We start from the raw sequence: 23,788 nt of genomic DNA on the forward strand, positions 1-23,788 counted from the left end.
CGGAAAAAGCGCCATACCGGACGTGAGCTTTAGCCCGTCCGCCCGCCGCCGATTCCTGATCGACGCCTTCCCCCTAGACGCTGCGACCGTGCCATGACGACCCAACAAGCTCCTGCCACACCCGACCTGCCGCTCGACATGATCATCTTCGGCGGCACCGGCGACCTGTCGTTCCGCAAGCTGCTGCCCGCGCTGTATATGGCGCATCTGCACTGCAATCTGCCGCCGGACACCCGCATTCTGACGATCGGGCGCAAGCCCTGGTCGCGCGAGGAATACATCAGCGAATTCATGGAGCAGAAGGCCAAGCCCTTCATCGACAAGAAGGCGTTCGATGCATCCGCGTGGGACAAATTTCTCGCGATTTTCGAATACGTGCGGATGGACGTCGATTCGCGCGAGGACTACCTGCGCCTGAAGGAAGCGTCGCGCGACGGCGTGAACCGTGTGTTCTATCTGGCGACGTCGCCGGATCTGTTCACCAATATCTGCGACAACCTGTCGGCGGCCGGGCTCGTCGACAGCCATTCGCGCGTGGTGCTCGAAAAGCCGCTCGGCCACGATCTCGCGTCCGCGCAGGAAATCAACAACGCGGTCGGCAGGCATTTCGAAGAATCGCAGATCTACCGGATCGACCACTACCTCGGCAAGGAAACCGTGCAGAACCTGATGGTGCTGCGCTTCGGCAATCCGATTTTCGGGCCGCTGTGGCAGGCGCCGTACATCAAGAGCGTGCAGATCACGGTGGCCGAAACGGTCGGCGTGGGCACTCGCGCGGGGTTCTACGACAAGACCGGCGCGCTGCGCGACATGGTGCAGAACCACCTGCTGCAACTGCTGTGCATCGTCGCGATGGAGCCGCCGGTGTCGCTCGATCCCGACGCGGTGCGCGACGAAAAGCTGAAGGTGCTGCGCTCGCTGCGGCCGATGACGCCCGAGGACATCGCGCGCGACACGGTGCGCGGCCAGTACACGGCGGGCGCGGTCGATGGGGAGGCGGTCAAGGGCTACCTCGAGGAAGAAAACGTGCCGCCGGGCAGCCGCGCCGAAACCTTCGTCGCATTGCGCGCGCGGATCAACAACTGGCGCTGGGCCAACGTGCCGTTCTTCCTGCGCACCGGCAAGCGGATGCAGAAGAAGCTGTCGGAGATCGTCATCGAATTCTCCGAGCTGCCGTTCTCGATCATTCCGAGCAATGGACGCACCTACGGCAATCGTCTGGTGATCCAGTTGCAGCCCGAAGAGTCGATCCAGCTGCAGGTGCTCGCGAAAGAACCCGGCAGCGGCATGCACATGGTGCCGGTGAACCTGAACCTGGACCTGCAGCAGGCGTTCACCGAGCGTCGCGCGGAAGCCTATGAGCGGCTGCTGATCGACGTGATCCGCGGACGGCTGACGCACTTCATGCGCCGCGACGAACTCGAAGCGGCATGGGCGTGGGCCGAGCCGATTCTCGACGGCTGGGCGAAGTCGGGCGAGCGGCCGCGCTCGTATTCGGCGGGCACGTTCGGACCGGCGGCATCGACCTCGCTGATGACGCGGGAGAACGCCGTGTGGGCGGAGGAATCGCAGTAACAGGCTTTTGACAGCACGCTATACGAGGCGGCTCGCGACGTTGCAGTGGCGTCGCGAGCCGCTTTTGCTTGCACTGTCGCTGGCGCGTTGATTGTTCGTCATTCATAGGGCTTGCGCCTATGATGATTTCCTTGTCCGCGTCACTCAGCGGCACTCCAAACGAGGCATCGATGAGGCGAATTCTCGTGGCATTGATCTGGGCGGCAAGCGTGGCAACCACACTCAATCTCACGGCTTACGCAAGCAACGGTGTCAATGCCCGCAGCGATCCGCCGAAGGTGATCATCGACAGCGACTACAACACGCTCGGCGACGATGGCCAGCTCGGCGTGATGGCAGCGCAACTGCAGGCGCAGGGTTCGCTGAAAGTGCTCGGCATTACCGTGGTGTCCGGCAATCAGTGGCTGAAGCAGGGCGTTGCCGATGCGTTGAAATCGGTCGAGCGGCTCGGCGTCGAACAGCAGATCGGCGTGTATGCGGGCGCCAATTACGCGTTGTCGCACGACTTCACGACGATCCAGCGTGAACTGAAAGAATTCCCGGGCGGCGACGGTTACATCGGCGCATGGAGCAAGCCGGAGCCGAAATCGGCTAGTGAACTGGTCGCGCCGCCAGACGGCTTCGCGACGCACACGAAGGTGCGAAGCCAGAGCGCGATCGACTTCATCGTCGAATCGGTGAAACGCTTTCCGGGCGAGGTAACGATTCTCGCAATCGGCCCGCTGACCAACATCGCGTTGGCCACCCGCGAGCACCCCGAGATCGTGCCGCTGATCAAGCAGATCATTTACATGGGCGGCGCGATCGACGTGCCGGGCAATACCACGCCCACCGCCGAATTCAACTGGTGGTTCGATCCCGAAGCGGCGAAAACGGTGCTGCGTCTGCCGATCAAACAGACGGTGATTCCGCTCGACGTAACGAATACCGTGCAAATGGACAAGACGCTTTACGATCGCATTGCGCACGATCCGGCGAAGCAGACCATCATCACGCAACTGTTCAAGACGCTGAACGGTTACGGCTACGACGGCAAGAACGGCTTCGAGACCAATCCGAACTACACGACGAACATCTGGGACACGCTGACGCTCGCGTATCTGATGCATCCGTCGTTCGCGACGCAGACCGTCGAGGAGTGGGTGGATGTGGATACGGGCATCGGCGCCAACGATGGCAAGGCAACGGGCTACACGAGTTCGCCGCCGCCGGGTTTACAGAAGATGACGGTCGTCAAGCGATTCGATAATCCGGCGTTTTTCAATTTCTATGTCGATCTGCTGACGCGGCCGGTGCCGGTGCGGCCAATGAACTAATCAACGCGCGAGCGCCGCGCGCCCGCACCCGCTTTACGCGGGATGCAGGCCGCGCAGCAACTGACGCACGCGCGACAGATCCTGCTCGACGTGGCCGGCCTTCTCGAACAGCTCGGCGAGCCAATCGACGAATGCGCGCACGCGCGGCGACACGCGGCGGTTTTTCACGTACGCGACCGAGACCGGCATCGGCACGGGTTTCCATTGCGGCAGCACTTCATGCAGCAAGCCCGAATCGAGGTAAGGCTGCGCGGCGATGCGCGCGGGCTGGATCATGCCGAGGCCTTGCAGTCCGCAGGTGAGGTACGCCTGTTCGTCGCTGACCTGCACGAAGCCATTGAGCTTGACCTTGCGCGCTTCGCCGTCCACTTCGAAATCGAAGTCGCATTCGCGGCCGCTATGCGGCGACACGCAGTTGACCGCGACATGCGCGCGCAGCTCGTCGAGATCGACGGGCGTGCCGTGGCGAGCCAGATAGGCTGGACTCGCGCAGGTGACCTGATCGAGGGTGCCGAGTTGCCGCGCGACGAGATTGGAATCGGGCAATTCACCGAGCTGGATGCTGCAGTCGATTGCTTCGGAAACCATATCGACGGTGCGGTTGCTGACGCCGATCGCGAGATCGAGGTTCGGGTAGAGGGCGTGGAACTCGTCTAGCGATGGGAGCACGATTGCGCTTGCTACTGCGCTCGGCATTTCTATGCGCAGGCGGCCGGTCAGGTTGTCGGTCGAATTGCGGATGCTGGCTTCCATTTCGTCGATGTCGGCCAGTATTTGCGCGCAGCGTTCGTAGTAGGCGGCGCCTTCTGGCGTGATGCTCAGGCGGCGCGTCGTGCGGACTAATAGCGCTGTTCCGAGCAGGGCTTCCAGGTTCTGGACGATCGTCGTCGCCGTTGCACGCGGAATGTTCAATGACTCCGCTGCGCGGGTGAAGCTGTTGGTGTCCACGATTCGGATGAATGTGCGCATTGCAGTTATTCTGTCGATCACTGGGATGCTCCAAATGAGGTTTCTTTTTTTGCCTGCGGCGGTTCTTTTGTCGTTGTTCCTGCGGTGTTGGCCTTTCCTTGATTTCTTGTCGGTCTATTGGCGTTGCCCCTGTGCGGGGCGGCACCTACTTTCTTTGCTGCTGCAAAGAAAGTAGGCAAAGAAGACAGCTCAAACCGCTAATTCTTAAGCGGGCACCGTGCCCCACGAGCGGCAGTGGTGCATCTGGAATCCGTGCCCCCGCACATTCGACGGCAGTGACAAAGCCGTCATCCATCCCACTCCGCACTACGTGCGTCGCGGACCGGTATGCAGGGGAAACCAGTGTGTTTTTTGTGTTAGTGGGGCCATCGGCTGCGTCTCGGCGACACGCCAAACCGACCAATGGTTTGAGAACAGTGCTTCGGCGCGCGCAGCGCCGCCGGAGGTATGACTGCCTTGTCACTAACGCGGAATGCGCGAGATGACAGATTCCAGATGCACCACTACCTCACGCGGACCGAGGGCCCCGCTTATGAGCTGGCGGTTTGAGCTGTCTTCTTTGCCTACTTTCTTTGCAGCAGCAAAGAAAGTAGGTGCCGCCCCGCACAGGGGCAACGCTAATAGACCGACAAGAAATCAAGGAAAGGCCAACACCCTAAGAACAAAGAAAAAGCGCGAAGGCAAAGAAAACACAACAACAAAACAAAACAAAACAGAGCCCCGCGCCGCGGGCGCAAAAAAAGCCACCCGCTGCGCGGCAAACAAGCAGCTATTACTTCCGCAACGAATCCATATCAATCACAAACCGATACTTCACATCGCTCTTGAGCATCCGCTCATAAGCCTCATTGATCTTCTGCATCGGAATCATTTCAATATCCGAAGTAATGCCATGCTCCCCGCAGAAATCGAGCATCTCCTGCGTCTCGGCAATACCGCCAATCAGCGAACCGGCAAGGCGCCGCCGCTTGAGAATCAGATTGAACACCTGCGGCGACGGATGATCGTGCTCCGGCGCACCGACCAGGGTCATCGTCGCATCGCGCTTCAGCAGATTCAAAAACGGATTCAGATCGTGCTGCGCCGCCACCGTATTGAGAATGAAATCGAAGCTATTCACGTGCGCTTCCATCTCCTGCGGATTCTTCGAAACAACGACTTCATGCGCGCCAAGCCGCTTCGCATCCTCGATCTTCGACGGCGACGTCGTAAACAGCACGACATGCGCGCCCATCGCACGAGCCAGCTTCACACCCATATGGCCGAGTCCGCCGAGGCCGACAATTCCGACCTTCTTGCCCGGGCCCACGCCCCACGTGCGCAGCGGCGAATACGTGGTGATGCCCGCGCACAGCAGCGGCGCGACACCCGCGGGGTCGAGATTCTGCGGCACGCGCAGCGTAAAAGCCTCGTCGACGACCAGTTGCGTCGAATAGCCACCGTACGTGATCTGTCCGTCGACGCGATCGACACCGTTGTACGTGCCGACCCAGCCGTTCTCGCAATACTGCTCGAGACCTTCCGCGCAGCTCGAACAGGTGCGGCACGAATCGACCAGACAGCCGACCGCGACCAGTTCTCCGACCTTGTACTTCGTCACATTCGGACCGACCGCGGTCACGCGGCCGACGATTTCGTGGCCCGGCACGACCGGGTAGATCGTGTTCTTCCATTCGTTGCGCGCCTGATGCAGGTCGGAATGGCACACGCCGCAGTACAGCACTTCCATCTGCACGTCATGGGCGCGCGGTGCGCGGCGCTGTAATTCAAACGGGGCGAGCGGCGTGGTGGCGTCGGTCGCTGCATAGGCATACGTCGTGCTCATGGGTAGCTCCAGCAAAGAGGGTGATGGCGCAACATACGACGCGCCGGCGATGCGCAACAGGGGGTTGCGGATGCGGCGGACCGCAGCATGAACCGGAATCGGGGAGCGTGCATCGGTGGCCAACATCCGCGTCGAGCAAATTGATGGTGGCCAATGACCGCGCACGCTGCGCGCGGCAAAAAGGGCGATCCGGCAGGGTTCCCATCTTAGGAGTCCGACACCCGTCGTGGAATACCTGATTGTCTTGAAGGTTTGCCTAAAACTCTGGAGGAACAGCGCGATACACTGTTTGGTGCTAAATTCCAGGCATTATTCTCCTGGCTGTCACCATATCGTCATGTCCACTCAAGCTGTCGATTCCGTTACGAACGATGCGGCGCAGCGCCGCGTGCTCGAACTGTTCAATCTGCTCGCGCCGAATGCCGGCATCACGCGTTCGAGCCTCGAAGGCGTCGACCTGCTGCGCGCGAATCAGCCGATGGCGCGCAGGCCGGTGATGTACGAGCCGAGTATCGTAATCGTCTGCCAGGGACGCAAGCGCGGCTTTATCGGCGATCAGGTGTTCCAGTACGACGCGCAGCAGTACCTGGTGCTGTCGGTGCCGTTGCCGTTCGAATGCGAGACCGAAGCAAGCGAACAGGAGCCTTTTCTCGGCATTTCCGTGCGCGTCGATCTGACGATGGTCGCCGAGTTGCTGATGGCGCTCAACGAGACTCAGGGTGTCGCGCAGCACGAACCGGCCGGCATCTACTCGACGCCGCTCGATTCCGCGCTGAGCGGCGCAGTGAAGCGTCTGATGGAAGCACTCGCATCGCCGCTCGATGCGCGCATCCTCGCCCCTGGCATCGTGCGGGAAATCTGTTATCGCGTGTTGACCGGCGAGCAGGGCGGCGCGATTCGCGCGGCGCTCACGCATCAGAATCACTTTGGCCGCATCGCCAAGGCGCTGCGGCGCATCCATGCGGACTACCACGGCTCGCTCGATGTCGATACGCTCGCGGCCGAGGCCGGCATGAGCCTCGCGGTGTTTCATGCGCAGTTCAAGGCGGTCACCGCGACGTCGCCGATGCAGTACGTGAAGACCACGCGTCTGCATCATGCGCGTCTGTTGATGGTGCAGGATGGCCTGAATGCGGGCGCAGCCGCCGCGCGGGTCGGCTATGAAAGCGCGTCACAGTTCAGCCGCGAGTTCAAGCGGCTATTCGGCCTGAGTCCCGGCGACGAAGTCAAGCGCATGCGCGCCGCTCACGATGCGCCGCTGCCGCGCGCGCACAAGCCGGTGCCGCGTTACGTGACCGCGGTCTAAAGCCCGCTGAACCAGTTGTAGCCCTGATCTTCCCAGTAGCCGCCGGGATTCGTGTTGGTCACGAAGATCGCGGCGATATGCTTCGGGTTCTTGAAGCCGAGCTTGGTCGGCACACGCAGCTTCAGCGGATAACCGTATTTGGCCGGCAGCGGCGCGTTGCGGAAATCGAGCGTCAATTGTGTTTGCGGATGCAGCGCGGTCGCCATGTCGAGGCTCGAGTAATAGCGGTCCGCGCATTTGAAGCCCACGTAGCGCGCGCTCAAATCGGCGCCGATCAGTTGGAGAAACGTGCGAAACGGTACGCCGCTCCATTGTCCGATCGCGCTCCATCCCTCGATGCACACGTGGCGCGTGATCTGCGAAACCTGCGGCAACTTGCGCAGCTGCTCGAGACTCCAGCTTCGCTTGTCCGCGACGAGCCCGGACACTTCGAGCCGAAAGCTCGAGCCGTCGATATTGGGCGCATCGAACTCGGGATAGAAAGCGTTGAACGGAAACGGATCGGTGATATCGCGCGCCGCATAGGTCGGCGCGAGTTTGTTGCGATCGAACAGCCACGCCTGCACGCGATCGTTCCAGCGCGACATCGCCCACAGCACCTTGTCGACGGAATCGTTGTCCTGCAGGTTGCAGCCGGACAGCATCGCGAGCGCGCCGATCGATAGCGACGAGCGCAGAAATAGACGGCGCTGCAATTGCTCGATTTGCGGCCGGTGCTCGGCAAGCACGATGCGTGAGCGGCGCGCGCCGTCTGTATTGGCGTGCGTATCGTTCGCCGTGTCGGTTCGTTGCGGGGCGCTCATGCGCGAGTCCTCTGGGGGGCTTGATCGATGCGAGGCGTGCCGTGCTGGGCGCGTCCGGTGAACATCGGCGGCAACGTGCGCGGCACCAGCAGCACCAGCAGCAGATGCACGACGACGAAGCCGACCACGCCGGCCATCGCGACGAAATGCACGCGCCGCGCAAAATCGAAGCCGCCGAACAGCGCGGTCAGCCACGAGAATTGCACCGGCTTCCAGATCGACAGTCCGGATGCGACGAGCAGCACGCCGAGCAGCAGCACCAGCAGATACAACGCGCGCTGCACGGCGTTGTACCTGCCGGTCTCGTGCGGCAGTCTGAAGCGCAACGCAAGCGCCGCATCGCGCGCGACGTCGCGGGCACGCACCGGCAGCAGCTTGCGACGCAAATGACCGCTCGCGACGCCGTACGCGAGATACAGCAGCCCGTTCACGCAGAGCAGCCACATCGCCGCGAAGTGCCATGCGATCGAGCCGCCGAGCCATCCGCCGACCGTCGCCCATACGGGAAACCGGAACGGAAAGATCGGCGACGCGTTATAGATCGCCCAGCCGCTCATCACCATGCAGACCATCGCGAACGCGTTGATCCAGTGCGTCACGCGAACGAAGAGAGGATGAACGATCAGAGATGCTTGCGAGTCGGGCATTGGCTTCAAAGACGAGAGGGAGGAAGACGAACGAAGTGCCGCGTTACATCGGCGGCGTCACGCCATGCTCGCCGGCCGAAATGAAGTTCGCCGCCATCGAGCCGTCCGCCTCCTTGTGCGCAAACAGCACGACCTTCGCGCCGGGCGTCAGCAGCGCGCGGCTGCCAGGCTCCAGACTGACGATGGGCACGTCCTGCGGAATCACGATCTTCTTCTCGCCGTCCTTGTACTTGACGGTAATCGTGCGGCCGTTGCTGACCACCAGCGAGCCGACCGTGCCGTTCGTCATCGTGCTGTTCGCGCCGAGATCCCACGGTCGATGACCTTCGCCCGAGCCGCGCATGCTCGGCGGGAACACATGCACTTCGAGCGCTTTCAGCGTGCCGTCGGCCTGCGGAATCGCGGCGGTGCCGACATAGCTGTCCGGTTTGATGTCGGCGACGTTGGCGAGCGTGACGCCGCGAATCGGCGTGTCGGCGGCAAGCTTCACGTCGACGTCCTGGCCGTCGCGCGTATGGACTTTGAGCAGATCGCCCGACAGCGACGTGACCGTGCCGCGCACGCCGGTCGGCGCGGCAGTCTGGGCCGAAGCCGCGAACGACGTTGCGAACAGCGCGGCGGCGAGGGCGGGGACGGCGAGGGCGCGCAGCGTGCGTGCGCGGACAGTGTTCATGCGGGTCTTCATCAGGCAACTCCAGGAAGGGGATGCAGCGTGGTGGATGGTGCGATCAGACTAGCCGCCGCATCGGCTCATCAAGGTGACGGGAGGATGACAAAAACGTCATCAATGGCCGAAGGCGGCCACGTAGAATGGCCGCCGGGGGAGCGCCGCAGGTTTTCTCGAGCGCTCCCGTCAGGCGTTTATTGCGCGCGCGAGCGCGGCCTTGCGGGCCGAATCGTGCGCAGGAGCGGCGAGCATCATGAGCATTCTGGTCATCGAAGACGATCCGAAAACCGGCGACTATCTGAAGAAGGGCCTGCGCGAGAACGGCTACGCGGTCGACCTCGCGCGCACCGGCACGGACGGCCTGCACCTGGCGCTCGGGCACGACTACGAACTCGTCGTGCTCGACGTGATGCTGCCCGGCATCGACGGTTGGGAAATCATGCGGGCGTTGCGCGCGCGACGCGATTTGCGGGTGATTTTCCTGACCGCGCGCGATCAGGTCAGCGACCGCATTCGCGGTCTCGAACTCGGCGCCGACGACTATCTGGTCAAGCCGTTCTCGTTTACCGAGCTGGTGCTGCGCATTCGCACGTTATTGCGCCGTGGCGTGATCCGCGAAAGCGACGTGTTCGAAGTCGCCGACTTGAAGCTCGACGTGTTGCGCCGCCGGGTCACGCGCGAAGGCGTCGACATTCCGCTGACCAACAAGGAGTTCATGCTGCTGCATCTGCTGGTGCGCCGCGAGGGCGAAGCGCTGTCGCGTTCGCAGATTGCATCGGAAGTGTGGGACATGAACTTCGATAGCGACACCAATGTGGTCGACGTGGCGATCAAGCGCTTGCGCGCGAAGGTCGATCACCCGTTCGAGAGGAAGCTGATTCACACGGTGCGCAGCATCGGCTACACGTTCGGCGACGGCGCATGAGACTCTGGACCGAACGCTCGCTGATCGCGCGCACCACGTTCCTGTTCGCGCTGATCGCCTGCGCGGTGATCGGTTCGCTCGGCGCGTATTTCTATCATTCCGCTGAAGTCGCGCTGCAACGCCGCGCCGATGTCGTGCTGAGCGGCCGCGTCGAGCATTTCAGCCGCATCGTGCACGACCTTTACTCGGTCAGCGAATTGAAAAAGCGTCCGCTGCTGTTCGAGACGATGCTCGGCGCGGAGGAGGACGTGCTGATCTTCCGCCGGCCCGGCGAAGCGCCGTTCGTCGACGTGAATCCGGGCGGACTCGCGGTGCCTGATCTGCCGGCCGCCCCGGCAGGCGATCCGCCGCGCGCCACCGACGTGCGTCGGACGCACCTTCCCGACGGCGTGCCGGTGCATTGGGCGATTGCAACCGCGACAGCGCGCGAGGATGGCACCGAAGTCGAGGTGATCGCCGGCCATCCGATGACACATGAAATGCGCATGCTGGCCGAGTACCGCAACCGCATCGTGCTGGCGACGCTGACCGGCATGCTGGCGGCGACGCTGCTCGCTTACTGCGTGCTGCGCCGCGCGCTGCGCCCGGTGCGCGAGATCGCCACCCGCGCCGCGCAAATCACCCCGACGAATCTGGCGGTGCGGCTCGACGATCGAGCGGCGCCGCTGGAACTGCGTCAACTCACGCATGCGTTCAACGCGATGCTCGATCGTCTCGCCGACGGCTATCAACGTCTGCAGCAGTTTTCCGCCGATCTCGCGCACGAAATCCGCACGCCGGTCGGCGCGCTGGTCGGCCAGACCCAGGTGGCGCTCGCGCAGCCGCGCGAACCCGACGAGTATCAGCAACTGCTCGAATCGAATCTGGAGGAGCTGAATCGCCTGAGCCATATCGCGGAGAACATTCTGTTTCTCGCGCATGCGGATCATGCGGCGCTGTCGATCGAGCGGCAGCCGGTCGATCTGCATGGCGAGCTCGTCAGAATCGCCGACTATTTCGAAGGCCTGGCCGACGAACGCGGCATGCGTTTCGAAGTCGACGCGGCAGGCATCGCATCGGCCAATCCGATGCTGTGCCGCCGCGCGATCAACAATCTGGTCGTCAATGCGGTGCGTTATGGCGCGGGCGACACGATCGTGCGCCTGCGCGGCGCGCAGGACCAGGCGGGCGCGCTGGTGACGGTCGAAAACGAGGGCCAGCCGATTCCGGCCGCGCAACTCGACCGGCTGTTCGATCGCTTCTATCGCGGCGACGCGGCGCGCAGCGCGTTCACGGAATCGAACGGACTCGGGCTCGCGATCGTGAAGGCGATCATGCATCTGCATGGCGGCAGCGCGCGTGTGGTGTGTCCGCAGCCGGGCGTCGTGCGTTTCGAGCTGCGCTTTCCGGGCGCGTGACTTGCTCGCGCATGAGGTCCGGCGTCGCTTCAGCCGACGCCGCCTATACTTTTCAAAGCGCTTTGAAAGGACCGTTCGCTGCCGAACTCACCAGGAGTCGCATCATGGTCAAGCTCGCTTTGTATGTCCGTCTGGAAGCCAGGCCCGGCAAGGAAAAGGAAGTCGAGGCGTTTCTGCTCGGCGGCCTGCCGCTCGTCGAGCAGGAACCGGCCACCGCCGCGTGGTTCGGTCTGAAGCTCGGTCCGTCGACCTACGCCATTTTCGATGCGTTCGACGACGAAGCCGGTCGCAACGCACATCTGAACGGCAAGGTCGCGGCCGCGTTGATGGAGAAGGCGGGCGAGCTATTCGCGTCGCCGCCGGGCATCGTCAAGCTGGATGTGCTGGCGGCCAAGCTGCCGGGCTGAGCGAGGTTGAGCGAGGTTGAGCGTCGAGCGTTGCGCCGGCGTGGCGAACGCCTGACGCCCTCGGCCGTTACTTCGCCGCCGCCTCCACGCCCGGCTGCGCGTCGTAGTGCGCGCGCTTTTCCTCGTACATCAGCAGGTCGGCGCGCTGCACGCCCGCTTCCAGCCGGTCGCCGCGCTGGCAGGTCGCCGCGCCCATCGAGAAGCTCAGCGGCGAGCCCGGATAGAACTGGTTGTTCATCTCGACCAGCTGGCGGATCGCGTCGATCATCGCCGCGCCGCCGCGCTCGTCGGTATCGGGCATCAGGATCGCAAATTCGTCGCCGCCGATCCGCGCCGCGTGGAACGGCGACTCCATCGCCTTCGCGAGCACTTCGCCGGCACGCCGCAGCAGCGCGTCGCCGGCCGCGTGGCCGAGCTGATCGTTCACGCGCTTCAGGCCGTTCAGGTCGGCCATGATGATCGTGACGGGCCACGGTCCCTTGCGTTCCAGCCGGTTGAGTTCGTCCACATAGAACGAGCGGTTGCGCAGCTTGGTCAGCACGTCGTGCTTGCCGAGAAATTCGAGGTAGGCCTCGGCTTTCTTGCGCGCGGTGATGTCGGTCAGCGCGACGAGCACGAGGTCCCAGTCCCGCTCGTGGCCGGGCAGCACCGAGAATTGCAGGTGGACGTGAACCTCGTTGCCGTCGAGTGAATAGTTGAGCACCTCGCGCTGCTGGAACAGCTTGTTGTCCCACAGGTCGATCAACTGTTCGCGGAAATGCGGGCGCATGTCGTCGCGGAACACGTCGGCGAGGCGCGCGAGCAGCGTCTTCTTGTCCTTCGCGCCGAACATCCCGAGCGTGTGGTGGTTGACGTCGAGCACATGGATTTCCGCCATGCAGCGTTCGACGAACTCGGGATGGACGTCGGTAAACACGCGGAAATCGTTGATGCCGGCCGCGCGCGCGCCGTCGAGCAGGCGTTTGACCGCGCTGAAATCCTCGACCCACAGCGACACCGGCGAATGTTCGAAGAGCCCGCGCGCGTATTCTTCCGCCTCCGCGACACGGCGCCGCGCGCCTTCGAGCTCGGTGATGTCTTCGGTCGACACCAGCACGCGGTCCCAACGGTCCTCGTGACCGGGCAGCACCGCGCCCTTGAGCAGCACGTCGAGGCGCCGTCCGCCGAGCGTGTAGTTGACCGTGTGGCTCGTGAAGTTCGATTGTCCGGCCCAGAGCTGGCACAGCTCTTCGAGGTGCGTTTTCAGCATGTCATCGCGGAACACCGACGCGAGGTTGCTCGTCAGCGTGTCGAAATCGGCGGCCTCGAATTGCGCGAGCGTCTGGCGATTGACCTTGATCACGCGGATGCGGTGAGCGCATTCGGCGACGCGCTGCGGGGCTTCGGCGAAATGGGCGCGCAGATCGGTCACGCCCGCGGCTCGCCATTCATCGAACAACGCGCGCACGCCGCTGAAATCTTCGAGCCACAGCGACACCGGCGCGAGTTCGAACATCCCGGAGTCGTCGTTGATGGGCGCGGAGCCGCTCGTGAGGGTATCCAGCATGAGGTTCTCGGGATCGGAAGTGCGGCTATTTTAGACAGGCTGGCGCCGGTCGAAAATGAAAGACGATTGGCCTGTCGTTTTTGCGCAGACGTGCCTGGCGAGTGACCGTGGTCCGCTATTTCTGATCGTCGCGTGCCGCGCGCGTGCCGATGTACTCGTATTCCTCGGTATTGAGCCGCGAAATGCGCAGTTCCACCGCGCTGCGATGATACGAGTACGCGATGCGTCGAATCTCGAGCAACGGCGCGCCGACATCGACGCCAAGCTGCGCGCTTTCGAGCTCATTGGCGAGCGCAACGCTCACACGCTCATCGGTCTCGACCACGTTGATGCCGAAACCGTCCTGATAGAAGTTGTACAGCGTGTTCGGCCGGTTGCGCAGCTTGCTTTCGGTCAAGCCGGGAAAGAGCGCTTCGGGCACGGTGATATGTTCGATCAGCACGGTCTTGCCATGCAGCGCGAGCCCGTTGACGAACTGCAGCACGCGCGCACCGGTCTCGATACCAAGCGCGACGGCCGCCTCGCGCGATGCTCGCGCCTTCTTGAACCCGATCAGCGTGACGACCGGGTAGGCCTTGTCGCCGTCGCGCCGCACGATGCGAAAGAAGCGGAAAAAGTGCCGGTCGCGCTGATGCATCGCCACGAAGGTGCCGAGCCCCTGATGACGGATCAGAATGTTCTCGGCGCACAGTTCGTCGATGGCTTTGCGCAGTGTGCCGATCGACACGCCGAAGCGTTCGGCGAGGCGCTTTTCCGAAGGAATGCATTCGCCGCCTTTCCATTCGCCGGCCGCGAGCGCCGCGAGAATCGCGCTCTTGACCTCCTTGTACCGTGTGGCGCCCACGGCGGGCGCATTGATCGCGAGCGTGCTCATGAAAACCTCCGGAATACGCGAGTCGTAGCTCGCCTGCGTTGGACCTGCCCTGATTCTAAACGACCAGGTCATCTGAAACATCTGGATGAATCGTATGTTGTCGGCGATTCGCGACAGCGACCGGTCACCTCCCAGTCTTCTAACACATCTATATGACCTAGTTGACATTGAGTAGGTGGGCGCCTAGTATCGATTCACCGCGGCGCACGTGGCTGCGCTGCCCGGCGGCACCCTCACCGCATTCAAACTACGAATGGAGACGCTCATGAGCAATCCCACGGCAGACATCAACGACACCGCAGCGGGCGCGTCGGCGCCACGTAGAACGATTCACATCGTGCTGCACGAGGCGAAAGACACGGTCGGCGTGGCGGTGGTCGAGGGCATCAAGGCGGGCATGCAGCTCAACGCATGGATCATGGATGACGACGCAATCGTCACCGTGCCGGCGAAGCAGGACATTCCGATCGGTCACAAGGTCGCGCTGAAGGACATGGCCGTCGGCGACACGGTGTTCAAGTACGGCGTCGATATCGGCAAGGTGGTCGCGCCGATCAAGGCCGGCGAGCACGCGCACGTGCACAACATCAAGACGAAGCGCTGGTGAGCAACGCGCGCAATTGCTGCCTGCTTTAACGCATACCGCTGGGCGGCATCCCGCTTCGCGGCATCGAGCCGCCCTCACTGGCATCAACCCGAACACGAGAGAGACACCATGAGCGTGATTGACCTGGATACCACTTTCCGCGGCTATCGTCGCGACAACGGCCGCGTGGGTGTACGCAACCACGTGATCATCCTGCCGGTCGACGATCTGTCCAATGCCGCGGCACAGGCGGTCGAACACAATATCAAGGGGACCATGGCGCTGCCGCATCCGTATGGGCGGCTGCAATTCGGCGCCGACCTCGAACTGCATTTCCGCACGCTGATCGGCGCGGGCAGCAATCCGAACGTCGCGGCGGTGGTCGTGATCGGTATCGAGGAGGGCTGGACCAAGCGTGTCGTCGACGGTATTGCGAAAACCGGCAAGCCGGTGATGGGCTTCGGCATCGAACTGCATGGCGATCACGACACGATCATGCGCGCGTCGAAGGCCGCGAAGGAAATGGTGCAGTATGCGACGTCGCTCGATCGCGAGGCGTGCCCGATCTCGGAGCTATGGGTGTCGACCAAGTGCGGCGAGTCGGACACCACGTCGGGCTGCGGCTCGAACCCGACCGTCGGCAATGCGTTCGACAAACTCTACGGCCTCGGCACCACGCTGGTGTTCGGCGAGACCTCGGAGCTCACGGGCGGCGAGCAGATCGTCGCCGCGCGCTGCGCAAACGACGGTGTGCGTGACCGCTTCCAGTTCATGTTCGACCGCTACCAGGACATGATCAACCGCTGGAAAACCGACGACCTATCCGAGTCGCAGCCGACCAAGGGCAATATCGCGGGCGGCCTGACGACGATCGAGGAAAAGGCGCTCGGCAACATCCAGAAGATCGGCAAGAAGTGCATGGTCGACGGCGTGCTCGACAAAGCCGAGGAGCCGACGCATTCCGGACTGTGGTTCATGGACTCGTCGTCGGCCGCGGCCGAGATGGTGACCTTGTGCGCGGCATCGGGCTTCGTCGTGCATTTCTTCCCGACGGGGCAGGGCAACGTGATCGGCAATCCGATCGTGCCGGTCATCAAGATCTGCGCGAATCCGCGCACGGTCCGCACGATGGGCGAGCATATCGACGTGGATGTGACCGGCATTCTGCAGCGCGAGCAGAACCTCGACGAGAGCGGCGACAAACTGCTCCAGTGCATGATGGCCACGATCAACGGCCGTTTCACCGCGGCCGAAGCGCTCGGTCATCGCGAGTTCGTGTTGACGCGTCTGTTCGAAAGCGCCTGACGCGGGCGGCCCGGCCGCCGCAGCGAGCCGCACGGCTCGCGCGCCGCGGTCCCCACCTTCTCGGCGCATGCCGGCACGGAGAAGCGGCCAGGCATGCCCCCGTGACCGGCAGCTCATGCGGCAGTGGCGCCGGCTCGACATCTGGCAGCAGCGAGTGGAGGAGACACCATCTTGCGCGTGCTCAAACATCTCTACGTGCAGGTCCTGATCGGACTTGCGGCTGGCATTCTCGTCGGTCAATTCGCGCCCATGTTCGGCGTGCAGATGAAACCGCTCGGCGACACCTTCATTCGCCTCATCAAGATGCTGATTACGCTGGTGATCTTCTGCACGGTTTCCGTGGGCATCGCGCGCATGGAAAGCCTGAAGCAGGTGGGCCGCGTCGGCTTCAAGACGCTGCTGTACTTCGAGGTCGTCACCAGCATCGCGCTGGTGCTCGGCCTCGTGGTCGCGAACCTGTTGCGTCCGGGTGCGGGACTCAATATCGATCCCGCATCGCTCGATCCTCATGCGCTCACGCATTACGTCGCCGATGCGCACTCGGTGTCGTCGAGCTTGATCGACATGATCGTGCCGAACTCGGTGGTCGGCGCGTTCGCGCGCGGCGATCTGCTGCAGGTGCTGCTGTTTTCGGTGCTGTTCGGCATCGCGCTGTCGATCATGTCGCAGCGCAGCCGGCTGCTGATGCGCGGCATCGAGCAATTCGGCGACACCTTGATGCGCATCGTCGAAATGATCATGCGGCTCGCGCCGCTCGGCGCGTTCGGCGCGATCGCGTTCACGGTCGGCAAATACGGCATCGGCACGCTGCAGCAACTCGGACTGCTGATTCTGTGCTTCTACATCACGAGCATCCTGTTCATTGCGATCGTGCTCGGCGCGGCCGCGCGCTGGGCCGGCGTGGGCCTGTGGCCGCTGCTGAAGTACTTCCGCGAGGAACTGTTGATCGTGCTCGGCACGTCGACCACGGAGTCCGTGCTGCCGCGTCTGATGGAAAAGCTCGAGCGCCTGGGTTGTCCGCGCGCGATCGTCGGGCTCGTGTTGCCGACCGGCTACTCGTTCAATCTGGACGGCGCCGCGATCTATCTGACGATGACGTCGCTGTTCATCGCGCAGGCCACCAACACGCATCTGACGCTGATGCAGCAGCTCGGCTTGCTGGCGGTTCTGATGCTGACGTCGAAGGGCGGAGCGGGCGTGGCGGGCGCGGCGCTGGTCGCGTTGACCGCGACGCTGTCGACGCACAACATCATTCCGGTCGCGGGCATCACGCTGATTCTCGGCGTCGACCGCGTGCTCAACGAGATCCGCGCGCTGACCAATATGATCGGCAACGTCGTCGCGACGCTGGTGGTCGCGCGCTGGGAGCGCGCATTCGATGCAAGCGCCGCACGCGAATTCCTGGCCGCACCGCGCGAGGTGCAGGCGCAGGCATTGGCGCAGCCGGTGCGCAAGCCGCAGGCCGCGCAAGCGCAGCAGGCGCGCGAGGAAGAAGCCAGTCGGCCTCGTGCAACGGGGTTGTACGAATAGGCCGCGAAGTGAGCATCGCGTCGCAGCGGCATCGATAGCAGTGCCGGACTTGATGCTTCACCTCGGCAATGACAAAGTGATGCGCTGCCCACAATAGAACCAAGGAAAGGAATAACCGATGGCCCGACTGTTTCCCGACGCGCTCACTGCGCTTGCGATTCGCGCGTTGCGCCGCGCGGACGCGTTGCCAGCGACCGCCGAATCGACGGCGCGCGCGCTCGTCTATGCCGACGTGCGCGGCCTGTCTTCGCACGGTGTATCGCGTCTGCCGATGTACTGCGCGCAGTTGCGCAACGGCCGCGTCGATCCGGCCGCGCAAGCCGTCATCGTCGCGGATCGCGGCGCGGCCGTGTTGATCGACGGCGCTGACGGCCTCGCATATCCGGCCTGCGATCTGGCGGTCGCGACGCTCGCCGAACGCGCCCGGCAGTACGGCAGCGCAGTCGCGGGCATCTGCCGCAGCCATCATTTCGGCGTTGGCGCGGCGCATCTGGCCGCGCTCGGCGAAGCCGGCATGGTCGCGCTCGCGTTCAGCAATTCGCCAGCCGCGATGCCCGCCTGGGGCGGCCGCCGCGCGCTCTTCGGCACCAACCCGATCGCGGCCGTGTTTCCGCGCCGCAACGGCGCGCCGCTCGTCATCGACCTCGCGCTGTCGCAGATCGCGCGCGGCAAGATCGCGCTGGCCGCGCGCGACGGCAAGCCGATCCCCGAAGGCTGGGCGACCACGCGAGACGGTCTGCCGACCACCGATGCGCGCGCCGCGCTCGACGGCATGATGCTGCCGTTCGGCGGCGCGAAAGGCGCGATGCTGGCGCTGGTGGTCGAGTTGCTGGCCGCCGCGCTGACCGGCGCGAACTTCGGCTACGAAGCGGGCTCGTTCCTGACCGAGGAGGGCGAGCGCTCGCGCATCGGCCATCTGTTCTGGGCGATCGACCCGGGCGCATTGGCCGGCGACGACGCATATCTGTCGCGTGTCGAGGCGCTGATCGAGATGATGCTGATGGACGACGAGGTGCGCTTGCCCGGTTATCGAAGAGAGCAGCTTGCGCAAGCGGCATACGAAGACGGCGTCGACATTCCGGATGCGCTGATCGCGCAACTGGAGGGCCGCGCTTGAACAAGTCTTGGCGTACCCAACCGGCCTGATGCAACTGGACACGCGGAAGAAAGAAGCGCATAGCTGAAAGCGAGACCGAAACTATCGGTGCGTCGGATAGTTTTAGTCGCAAATCGCGATTTCCCTTGTGAGGCAGGCGCGAATACGATGATCGATATCGTATGGGCAGCGCGAATGACCCGCGCTTCGGCCCACCAGAAGCAGCGATGGAGATGGCCATGGAGCACCACGCCCGCACGCAGAACGAACGGCTCGATATCAAGACCACCACCTGCTACATGTGCGCGTGCCGCTGCGGCATCCGCGTGCATCTGCGCGACGGCGAGGTGCGCTATATCGACGGCAATCCGGAGCATCCGCTGAATCAGGGCGTCATTTGCGCGAAGGGTGCGTCCGGCATCATGAAGCAGTACTCGCCCGCGCGCCTCACGCAGCCGTTGATGCGCAAGGCCGGCGCGCAGCGCGGCAGCGCGCAGTTCGAACCGGTCTCGTGGGACACCGCGTTCGAGGTGCTCGAAAAACGTCTCGCCGCGATCCGCTCGACCGATCCGAAGAAGTTCGCTCTATTCACGGGCCGCGACCAGATGCAGGCGCTGACCGGCCTGTTCGCGAGGCAGTTCGGTACGCCCAACTATGCGGCGCACGGCGGCTTCTGCTCGTCGAACATGGCGGCCGGCATGATCTATACGATCGGCGGTTCGTTCTGGGAATTCGGCGGACCGGATCTCGACAGCGCGAAGCTGTTCTTCATGATCGGCACCGCGGAAGATCATCATTCGAATCCGCTTAAGATCGCGATCTCGAAGTTCAAGCGCGCGGGCGGCCGCTTCATCGCGATCAATCCGATCCGCACCGGCTACGCGGCGATCGCGGACGAATGGGTGCCGATCAAACCCGGCACCGACGGTGCGCTGTTCATGGCGTTCCTGCACGAACTGATCGCCGCCGACACGTGGGATCACGAGTTCGTGCAGCGTTACACGAACGCGGCGGAGTTGGTCGATATCGACGAAGCGAGCGAAAACTTCGGTTTGTTCGTGCGCGATCCCGAACGGGCCGAAGGCAATCCGCTGTTTCCGCAGAATCATCTGTGGTGGGACCCGGCCAGCCAGCGCGCGGTGCCGCATCACACGAGCGGCGTGACGCCCGCGCTCGACGGCCGTTACACGCTCGCCAACGGCAAGCCGGTCACGCCGTCGTTCGCCTTGCTGCGCGAGCGAGTCGCCGCTTGCACGCCCGAATGGGCGGCGGAGATCACCGGCATCCCCGCCGATACAATCCGCCGCCTCGCCGACGAAATGATCGAAACCGGCCGCCGGCACCGCATCACGCTGCCGATCCGCTGGACCGACGCGTGGGGCGAAACGCACGACACGGTAGCGGGCAACCCGGTCGCCTTTCACGCGATGCGCGGGCTGGCCGCGCATTCTAACGGCTTTCAGTCGATCCGCGCGCTTGCCGTGCTGATGTCGCTGCTCGGCACGATCGACCGCCCCGGCGGCTTTCGCCACAAGTCGCCGTTTCCGCGTGCGGTACCGCCATCGGCGAAACCGCCGAACAGCCCTGACGCGGTGAAACCCAATACACCGCTCGCGACGGGCCCGCTCGGCTGGCCTGCCGCGCCGGAGGATCTGTTCGTCGACGAACACGGCGGCCCCGTGCGTATCGACAAGGCGTTCTCGTGGGAATATCCGCTCGCGGTGCATGGCGTCATGCACAGCGTGATCACCAACGCGTGGCGCGGCGATCCTTATCCGATCGACACGCTGATGATTTTCATGGCCAACATGGCGTGGAATTCGTCGATGAACACGATGAAGGTGCGCGAGATGCTCGCCGACAAAGACGCGAACGGCGAGTACAAGATCCCGTTTCTCGTCGTATGCGACGCGTTCCAGTCGGAGATGACCGCATTCGCCGATCTGATCCTGCCGGACACGACTTACCTCGAACGTCACGACGCGATGTCGATGCTCGACCGGCCGATCTCCGAGTTCGACGGCCCCGTTGATTCCGTGCGTGTGCCGGTCGTGCCGCCGACCGGCGAATGCAAGCCGTTCCAGGAAGTGCTGATCGAACTGGCGTCGCGCCTGAAGTTTCCCGCGTTCACCAATACCGATGGCGGCCGGCGCTTTCGCGACTACCCGGACTTCATCGTCAATCACACGACGTCGCCCGGTTCCGGCGTCGGCTTTCTGATCGGCTGGCGCGGCAAGGATGGCGACAAGGCACTGGTCGGCGAACCGAATCCGAAGCAGTGGGAGCAGTACGCGAACAACAACTGCGTGTTCCATTACCGCTTGCCCGAGACCTTGCAGTACATGCGCAACTGCAACGGACCGTATCTCGACTGGGCGGTCAAAAACGGCTTCCGCAAGTTCAGCGAGCCGATCCTGATCCAGCTTTACTCGGACGTGATGCAGAAGTTCAGGCTCGCCGCGCAAGGACGCACCAGCGGGCGACAGCCGCCCGAGCATCTGCGAGCGCGCGTCGAACGGTACTTCGATCCGCTGCCGTTCTGGTACGCGCCGCTCGAAAGCGCGGCGACGGATCTCGCGCAATTCCCGCTCGCCGCTGTTACACAACGGCCAATGGCGATGTACCACTCGTGGGATTCGCAGAACGCGTGGCTGCGGCAGATCCATGGTGAGAACTATCTGTATGTGAATCCGCGCACGGCGGCCGGAAACGGTATCGCGGATGGCGGCTGGATTTACGTCGAATCGCAATGGGGCCGCGTGCGCTGCATGGCGCGCTACAGCGAGACCGTCGAACCGGGCACCGTATGGACGTGGAACGCGATCGGCAAAGCGGCGGGCGCATGGAATCTCGGCCCGGACGCGAACGAATCGCAGCGCGGCTTCCTGCTCAATCACCTGATCACCGACGAATTGCCGGGCCGCGACGACGCGCCCGCGCGCATGTCGAACTCCGATCCTGTGACGGGCCAGGCCGCCTGGTACGACGTGCGCGTACGCATCTATCCGGCCGAAGCCGACGCGCGGCACACGCTGCCGCAGTTCGATGCGATGCCCGGATTGCCCGGTGCGGTTGCACAGAAGAGTGTGGTGTCGCGCATCGTCCAGACCTATTTCGCGGGACGCGGCGAATTCGCGGCGCGCCTGCGCGGGACGTTGCGACGCGCCGAACCTGACGGCGACGATCGTTGAAGCCATGGCAAGGAGCCTGCAATGACCCAGATGGCGCTGGTGATCGATCTGAACGTATGCGTCGGATGCCAGGCGTGCGTGACGAGCTGCAAGGAGTGGAACACGTCGGGAGAATCGGGCAGCCTCGCCGATTTCAATCCGTACGACGCGGACCCGTCCGGCACGTTCTTCAACCGCGTGCAGAGTTTCGAAGCGGGCAGCTTCCCCGACACGGAGATGATCCATTTTCCGAAGTCGTGCCTGCATTGCGAGGACCCGCCCTGCGTGCCGGTATGTCCGACCGGCGCGAGCTACAAGCGCAAGGAAGACGGTCTCGTGCTGGTCGATTTCGATCGCTGTATCGGCTGCAAGTATTGCGCGTGGGCGTGCCCGTATGGCGCGCGCGAACTCGACGAAGCGCGCAAGGAGATGACCAAGTGCACGCTGTGCGTCGATCGCATTCATGACGAGCATCTGTCCGAGCGCGATCGCAAGCCGGCCTGCGTGCTCGCGTGCCCGACATCGGCGCGGCTGTTCGGCGACATACACGATCCGGAGTCGGTGGTGTCGCAGGCGATCCGCGAGCGTGGCGGCTATCAGTTGATGCCGGAGTGGGGCACGCGTCCCGCCAATCACTATTTGCCGCGCGTGCCGACCACCGCCGCGGGTTGCGGCAGCGACGCATGCTCGTGCAAATCGTCGGGAACGACCACAGACGATGCGACGCACATGTCGGGCTCGCCCGACTCGCAACTCGAGGCGCAACTCGCGCGTGGCGAAGTGCATCTCGCGTCGATCGCGACGCGCATCTGAACGACAACTAGGCCACACGATGAATCCGGCTTTTTCCGTAGTCTTCCTGACGACGCTGAGCGGCGCGGCGCAGGGGCTGTTGATCGCGCTCGTCGGCGTCGAGAGTGCGGCATGGTTGGGCGTCGTTGCGCAACCGGCCGCCGCTACCGCGTTCTATGTGAGCGGCGCGGCGCTCGCGGTGCTGCTGGGCGGTCTTGGTCTGATCGCGTCGTTCTTCCATCTCGGCCATCCGGAACGCGCGTGGCGCGCGATCGCGATGTGGCGCACGTCGTGGCTGTCGCGTGAGTGTTTGTGCTTGCCGGCGTTTCTCGCGTGCGCGTTCCTGTATGGCGTCGCGCACTGGCTCGGCTCGTCATGGTCGCTCGCGCTCGGCTGGCTCGGCGTGCTCGCTAGCGCCGCGCTTTTCGTCTGCACCGCGATGATCTATGCGTGCCTGCGTTTTCTCCAGGAGTGGGCGACGCCGCTGACGCTCGTGAACTTCGTGCTGCTCGGCTGCGCATCGGGCTCGACGCTCGCGACCGCATTGAGCGCATGGTTCGCGCCCGAGTTGACGTTGGGACTGGCGATCTGCGCGTGCGTGCTGACGCTCGCCGGCTGCGCGAGCCGCACGGCGTCGCTGCTGCGCAATGCACGCTTGCGGCCGAAATCGACGGTGCAGAGCGCGACGGGCATTCGCAATCCGAAGCTCGTGCAGGTGTCACGGGGCTTCACGGCCGGCGCGTTCAATCTGCGCGAGTTCTTTCACGGCAAATCGGCGCGCACGTTGCGTGGCGTCAAATGGGGCTTTCTCGCGGGTGCGTTCATCGTGCCGGTCGTGTTGATCGCGCTCGGCGCGGGGCTGCGCTCGCTTGGCGCGTCGTTCGGCTTGCTGGCCGCGGCTTGTCTCGTGCAGTATGCGGGGCTCGTGGCGGAGCGCTGGTTTTTCTTCGCGGGGGCGAAGCATCCGCAGAATCTTTATTACGCGAGAGTGGGGTGAAGCATAGCCCCCGATGAGCGCGTCTGGCCGCGAGGCCACCGCGCTCCCAACCTCA

General features: G+C 63.7%; 20 protein-coding genes. 13 read left to right on the forward strand and 7 right to left on the reverse strand.

Features of this window, described 5'->3' with window-relative positions:
* Window positions 1–93 precede the first annotated feature (93 nt).
* Together zwf and QFZ94_RS14150 are read left to right on the forward strand one after the other, a co-directional pair.
* Complete coding sequence (zwf, locus tag QFZ94_RS14145) at window positions 94–1,575, forward strand: glucose-6-phosphate dehydrogenase (protein WP_429457589.1); 1,482 nt, start codon at window positions 94–96, stop codon at window positions 1,573–1,575.
* 170 nt (window positions 1,576–1,745) lie between these two features.
* Window positions 1,746–2,891: a nucleoside hydrolase gene (locus tag QFZ94_RS14150; protein WP_429457591.1), complete on the forward strand. Its 1,146-nt coding sequence runs from the start codon at window positions 1,746–1,748 to the stop codon at window positions 2,889–2,891.
* Window positions 2,892–2,924: 33 nt separating this feature from the next.
* Here QFZ94_RS14150 and QFZ94_RS14155 read toward each other — a convergent pair whose 3' ends face one another.
* Both QFZ94_RS14155 and QFZ94_RS14160 read right to left on the reverse strand, forming a co-directional pair.
* The gene (locus tag QFZ94_RS14155) at window positions 2,925–3,881 is read right to left on the reverse strand and encodes a LysR family transcriptional regulator (RefSeq protein WP_368585352.1); all 957 of its coding nucleotides are present in this window, start codon (window positions 3,879–3,881) and stop codon (window positions 2,925–2,927) included.
* Between the two features lie 751 nt (window positions 3,882–4,632).
* Window positions 4,633–5,685: an NAD(P)-dependent alcohol dehydrogenase gene (locus QFZ94_RS14160; RefSeq protein WP_368585353.1), complete on the reverse strand. Its 1,053-nt coding sequence runs from the start codon at window positions 5,683–5,685 to the stop codon at window positions 4,633–4,635.
* Window positions 5,686–6,022: 337 nt separating this feature from the next.
* Here QFZ94_RS14160 and QFZ94_RS14165 point away from each other — a divergent pair, with 337 nt between their 5' ends.
* Complete coding sequence (locus QFZ94_RS14165) at window positions 6,023–6,991, forward strand: AraC family transcriptional regulator (RefSeq protein WP_368585354.1); 969 nt, start codon at window positions 6,023–6,025, stop codon at window positions 6,989–6,991.
* Here the strand turns inward: QFZ94_RS14165 and QFZ94_RS14170 are convergent.
* The 3 genes from QFZ94_RS14170 to QFZ94_RS14180 are packed head-to-tail and all read right to left on the reverse strand — an operon-like array spanning window position 6,988 to window position 9,114.
* Window positions 6,988–7,794 carry a molybdopterin-dependent oxidoreductase gene (locus QFZ94_RS14170; protein ID WP_429457594.1) on the reverse strand — a complete coding sequence of 269 codons (807 nt, stop codon included), beginning with the start codon at window positions 7,792–7,794 and terminating at the stop codon, window positions 6,988–6,990. The genes QFZ94_RS14165 and QFZ94_RS14170 overlap by 4 nt on opposite strands.
* Complete coding sequence (locus tag QFZ94_RS14175; protein WP_368585356.1) at window positions 7,791–8,441, reverse strand: cytochrome b/b6 domain-containing protein; 651 nt, start codon at window positions 8,439–8,441, stop codon at window positions 7,791–7,793. Before QFZ94_RS14175 ends, QFZ94_RS14170 begins: the two co-directional genes overlap by 4 nt.
* A gap of 43 nt (window positions 8,442–8,484) precedes the next feature.
* Window positions 8,485–9,114, reverse strand: a complete 630-nt coding sequence (locus QFZ94_RS14180; protein WP_429457596.1) for a hypothetical protein — start codon at window positions 9,112–9,114, stop codon at window positions 8,485–8,487.
* Between the two features lie 247 nt (window positions 9,115–9,361).
* Here QFZ94_RS14180 and QFZ94_RS14185 point away from each other — a divergent pair, with 247 nt between their 5' ends.
* The 3 genes from QFZ94_RS14185 to QFZ94_RS14195 all read left to right on the forward strand — a co-directional run bounded on the left by QFZ94_RS14185 (window position 9,362) and on the right by QFZ94_RS14195 (window position 11,837).
* On the forward strand, window positions 9,362–10,033 hold the full coding sequence (locus QFZ94_RS14185) for a heavy metal response regulator transcription factor (RefSeq protein WP_429457598.1): 672 nt from the start codon (window positions 9,362–9,364) through the stop codon (window positions 10,031–10,033).
* On the forward strand, window positions 10,030–11,430 hold the full coding sequence (locus QFZ94_RS14190) for a heavy metal sensor histidine kinase (protein WP_429457600.1): 1,401 nt from the start codon (window positions 10,030–10,032) through the stop codon (window positions 11,428–11,430). The genes QFZ94_RS14185 and QFZ94_RS14190 overlap by 4 nt, the downstream gene beginning before the upstream one ends.
* A gap of 104 nt (window positions 11,431–11,534) precedes the next feature.
* Entirely contained in the window at window positions 11,535–11,837 is a 303-nt protein-coding gene (locus QFZ94_RS14195; protein WP_368585359.1) for a putative quinol monooxygenase, read from the forward strand.
* A gap of 67 nt (window positions 11,838–11,904) precedes the next feature.
* On the opposite strand, the gene QFZ94_RS14200 is transcribed toward QFZ94_RS14195, so the two are convergent.
* Window positions 11,905–13,383, reverse strand: a complete 1,479-nt coding sequence (locus QFZ94_RS14200; protein WP_429457602.1) for a diguanylate cyclase domain-containing protein — start codon at window positions 13,381–13,383, stop codon at window positions 11,905–11,907.
* 115 nt (window positions 13,384–13,498) lie between these two features.
* The gene (locus tag QFZ94_RS14205) at window positions 13,499–14,257 is read right to left on the reverse strand and encodes a GntR family transcriptional regulator (protein ID WP_429457604.1); all 759 of its coding nucleotides are present in this window, start codon (window positions 14,255–14,257) and stop codon (window positions 13,499–13,501) included.
* 265 nt (window positions 14,258–14,522) lie between these two features.
* On the opposite strand from QFZ94_RS14205, the gene QFZ94_RS14210 reads away from it, so the two are divergent.
* The 7 genes from QFZ94_RS14210 to QFZ94_RS14240 all read left to right on the forward strand — a co-directional run bounded on the left by QFZ94_RS14210 (window position 14,523) and on the right by QFZ94_RS14240 (window position 23,733).
* Complete coding sequence (locus QFZ94_RS14210; protein ID WP_217709839.1) at window positions 14,523–14,864, forward strand: UxaA family hydrolase; 342 nt, start codon at window positions 14,523–14,525, stop codon at window positions 14,862–14,864.
* A 108-nt stretch (window positions 14,865–14,972) separates the two neighbouring features.
* On the forward strand, window positions 14,973–16,148 hold the full coding sequence (locus QFZ94_RS14215; RefSeq protein WP_429457606.1) for a UxaA family hydrolase: 1,176 nt from the start codon (window positions 14,973–14,975) through the stop codon (window positions 16,146–16,148).
* A 171-nt stretch (window positions 16,149–16,319) separates the two neighbouring features.
* Window positions 16,320–17,678 carry a C4-dicarboxylate transporter DctA gene (dctA, locus tag QFZ94_RS14220; RefSeq protein WP_429457608.1) on the forward strand — a complete coding sequence of 453 codons (1,359 nt, stop codon included), beginning with the start codon at window positions 16,320–16,322 and terminating at the stop codon, window positions 17,676–17,678.
* A gap of 118 nt (window positions 17,679–17,796) precedes the next feature.
* Entirely contained in the window at window positions 17,797–18,795 is a 999-nt protein-coding gene (locus QFZ94_RS14225) for an Ldh family oxidoreductase (RefSeq protein WP_429457610.1), read from the forward strand.
* 218 nt (window positions 18,796–19,013) lie between these two features.
* Window positions 19,014–21,965: a molybdopterin-dependent oxidoreductase gene (locus tag QFZ94_RS14230; protein ID WP_429457612.1), complete on the forward strand. Its 2,952-nt coding sequence runs from the start codon at window positions 19,014–19,016 to the stop codon at window positions 21,963–21,965.
* A 21-nt stretch (window positions 21,966–21,986) separates the two neighbouring features.
* The gene (locus QFZ94_RS14235) at window positions 21,987–22,757 is read left to right on the forward strand and encodes a 4Fe-4S dicluster domain-containing protein (protein ID WP_429457614.1); all 771 of its coding nucleotides are present in this window, start codon (window positions 21,987–21,989) and stop codon (window positions 22,755–22,757) included.
* A gap of 19 nt (window positions 22,758–22,776) precedes the next feature.
* Window positions 22,777–23,733 (forward strand): dimethyl sulfoxide reductase anchor subunit family protein, encoded by a 957-nt coding sequence (locus QFZ94_RS14240; protein WP_429457616.1) that lies wholly within the window; start codon window positions 22,777–22,779, stop codon window positions 23,731–23,733.
* The last annotated feature ends 55 nt before the right edge of the window (window positions 23,734–23,788 follow it).

Origin of the sequence: Paraburkholderia sp. JPY465 (assembly GCF_050436725.1) — a bacterium.
In the GTDB taxonomy this organism is placed as follows: Bacteria; Pseudomonadota; Gammaproteobacteria; order Burkholderiales; family Burkholderiaceae; genus Paraburkholderia; species Paraburkholderia youngii.

What these genes read in the sequence shown, in the direction of transcription:
- zwf (WP_429457589.1), top strand. Translation starts at nt 94, where the DNA reads ATGACGACCCAACAAGCTCCTGCCACACCCGACCTGCCGCTCGACATG.
- QFZ94_RS14150 (WP_429457591.1), top strand. Translation starts at nt 1,746, where the DNA reads ATGAGGCGAATTCTCGTGGCATTGATCTGGGCGGCAAGCGTGGCAACC.
- QFZ94_RS14160 (WP_368585353.1), bottom strand. Translation starts at nt 5,685, where the DNA reads ATGAGCACGACGTATGCCTATGCAGCGACCGACGCCACCACGCCGCTC.
- QFZ94_RS14165 (WP_368585354.1), top strand. Translation starts at nt 6,023, where the DNA reads ATGTCCACTCAAGCTGTCGATTCCGTTACGAACGATGCGGCGCAGCGC.
- QFZ94_RS14170 (WP_429457594.1), bottom strand. Translation starts at nt 7,794, where the DNA reads ATGAGCGCCCCGCAACGAACCGACACGGCGAACGATACGCACGCCAAT.
- QFZ94_RS14175 (WP_368585356.1), bottom strand. Translation starts at nt 8,441, where the DNA reads ATGCCCGACTCGCAAGCATCTCTGATCGTTCATCCTCTCTTCGTTCGC.
- QFZ94_RS14180 (WP_429457596.1), bottom strand. Translation starts at nt 9,114, where the DNA reads ATGAACACTGTCCGCGCACGCACGCTGCGCGCCCTCGCCGTCCCCGCC.
- QFZ94_RS14185 (WP_429457598.1), top strand. Translation starts at nt 9,362, where the DNA reads ATGAGCATTCTGGTCATCGAAGACGATCCGAAAACCGGCGACTATCTG.
- QFZ94_RS14190 (WP_429457600.1), top strand. Translation starts at nt 10,030, where the DNA reads ATGAGACTCTGGACCGAACGCTCGCTGATCGCGCGCACCACGTTCCTG.
- QFZ94_RS14195 (WP_368585359.1), top strand. Translation starts at nt 11,535, where the DNA reads ATGGTCAAGCTCGCTTTGTATGTCCGTCTGGAAGCCAGGCCCGGCAAG.
- QFZ94_RS14200 (WP_429457602.1), bottom strand. Translation starts at nt 13,383, where the DNA reads ATGCTGGATACCCTCACGAGCGGCTCCGCGCCCATCAACGACGACTCC.
- QFZ94_RS14205 (WP_429457604.1), bottom strand. Translation starts at nt 14,257, where the DNA reads ATGAGCACGCTCGCGATCAATGCGCCCGCCGTGGGCGCCACACGGTAC.
- QFZ94_RS14210 (WP_217709839.1), top strand. Translation starts at nt 14,523, where the DNA reads ATGAGCAATCCCACGGCAGACATCAACGACACCGCAGCGGGCGCGTCG.
- QFZ94_RS14215 (WP_429457606.1), top strand. Translation starts at nt 14,973, where the DNA reads ATGAGCGTGATTGACCTGGATACCACTTTCCGCGGCTATCGTCGCGAC.
- QFZ94_RS14225 (WP_429457610.1), top strand. Translation starts at nt 17,797, where the DNA reads ATGGCCCGACTGTTTCCCGACGCGCTCACTGCGCTTGCGATTCGCGCG.
- QFZ94_RS14230 (WP_429457612.1), top strand. Translation starts at nt 19,014, where the DNA reads ATGGAGCACCACGCCCGCACGCAGAACGAACGGCTCGATATCAAGACC.
- QFZ94_RS14235 (WP_429457614.1), top strand. Translation starts at nt 21,987, where the DNA reads ATGACCCAGATGGCGCTGGTGATCGATCTGAACGTATGCGTCGGATGC.
- QFZ94_RS14240 (WP_429457616.1), top strand. Translation starts at nt 22,777, where the DNA reads ATGAATCCGGCTTTTTCCGTAGTCTTCCTGACGACGCTGAGCGGCGCG.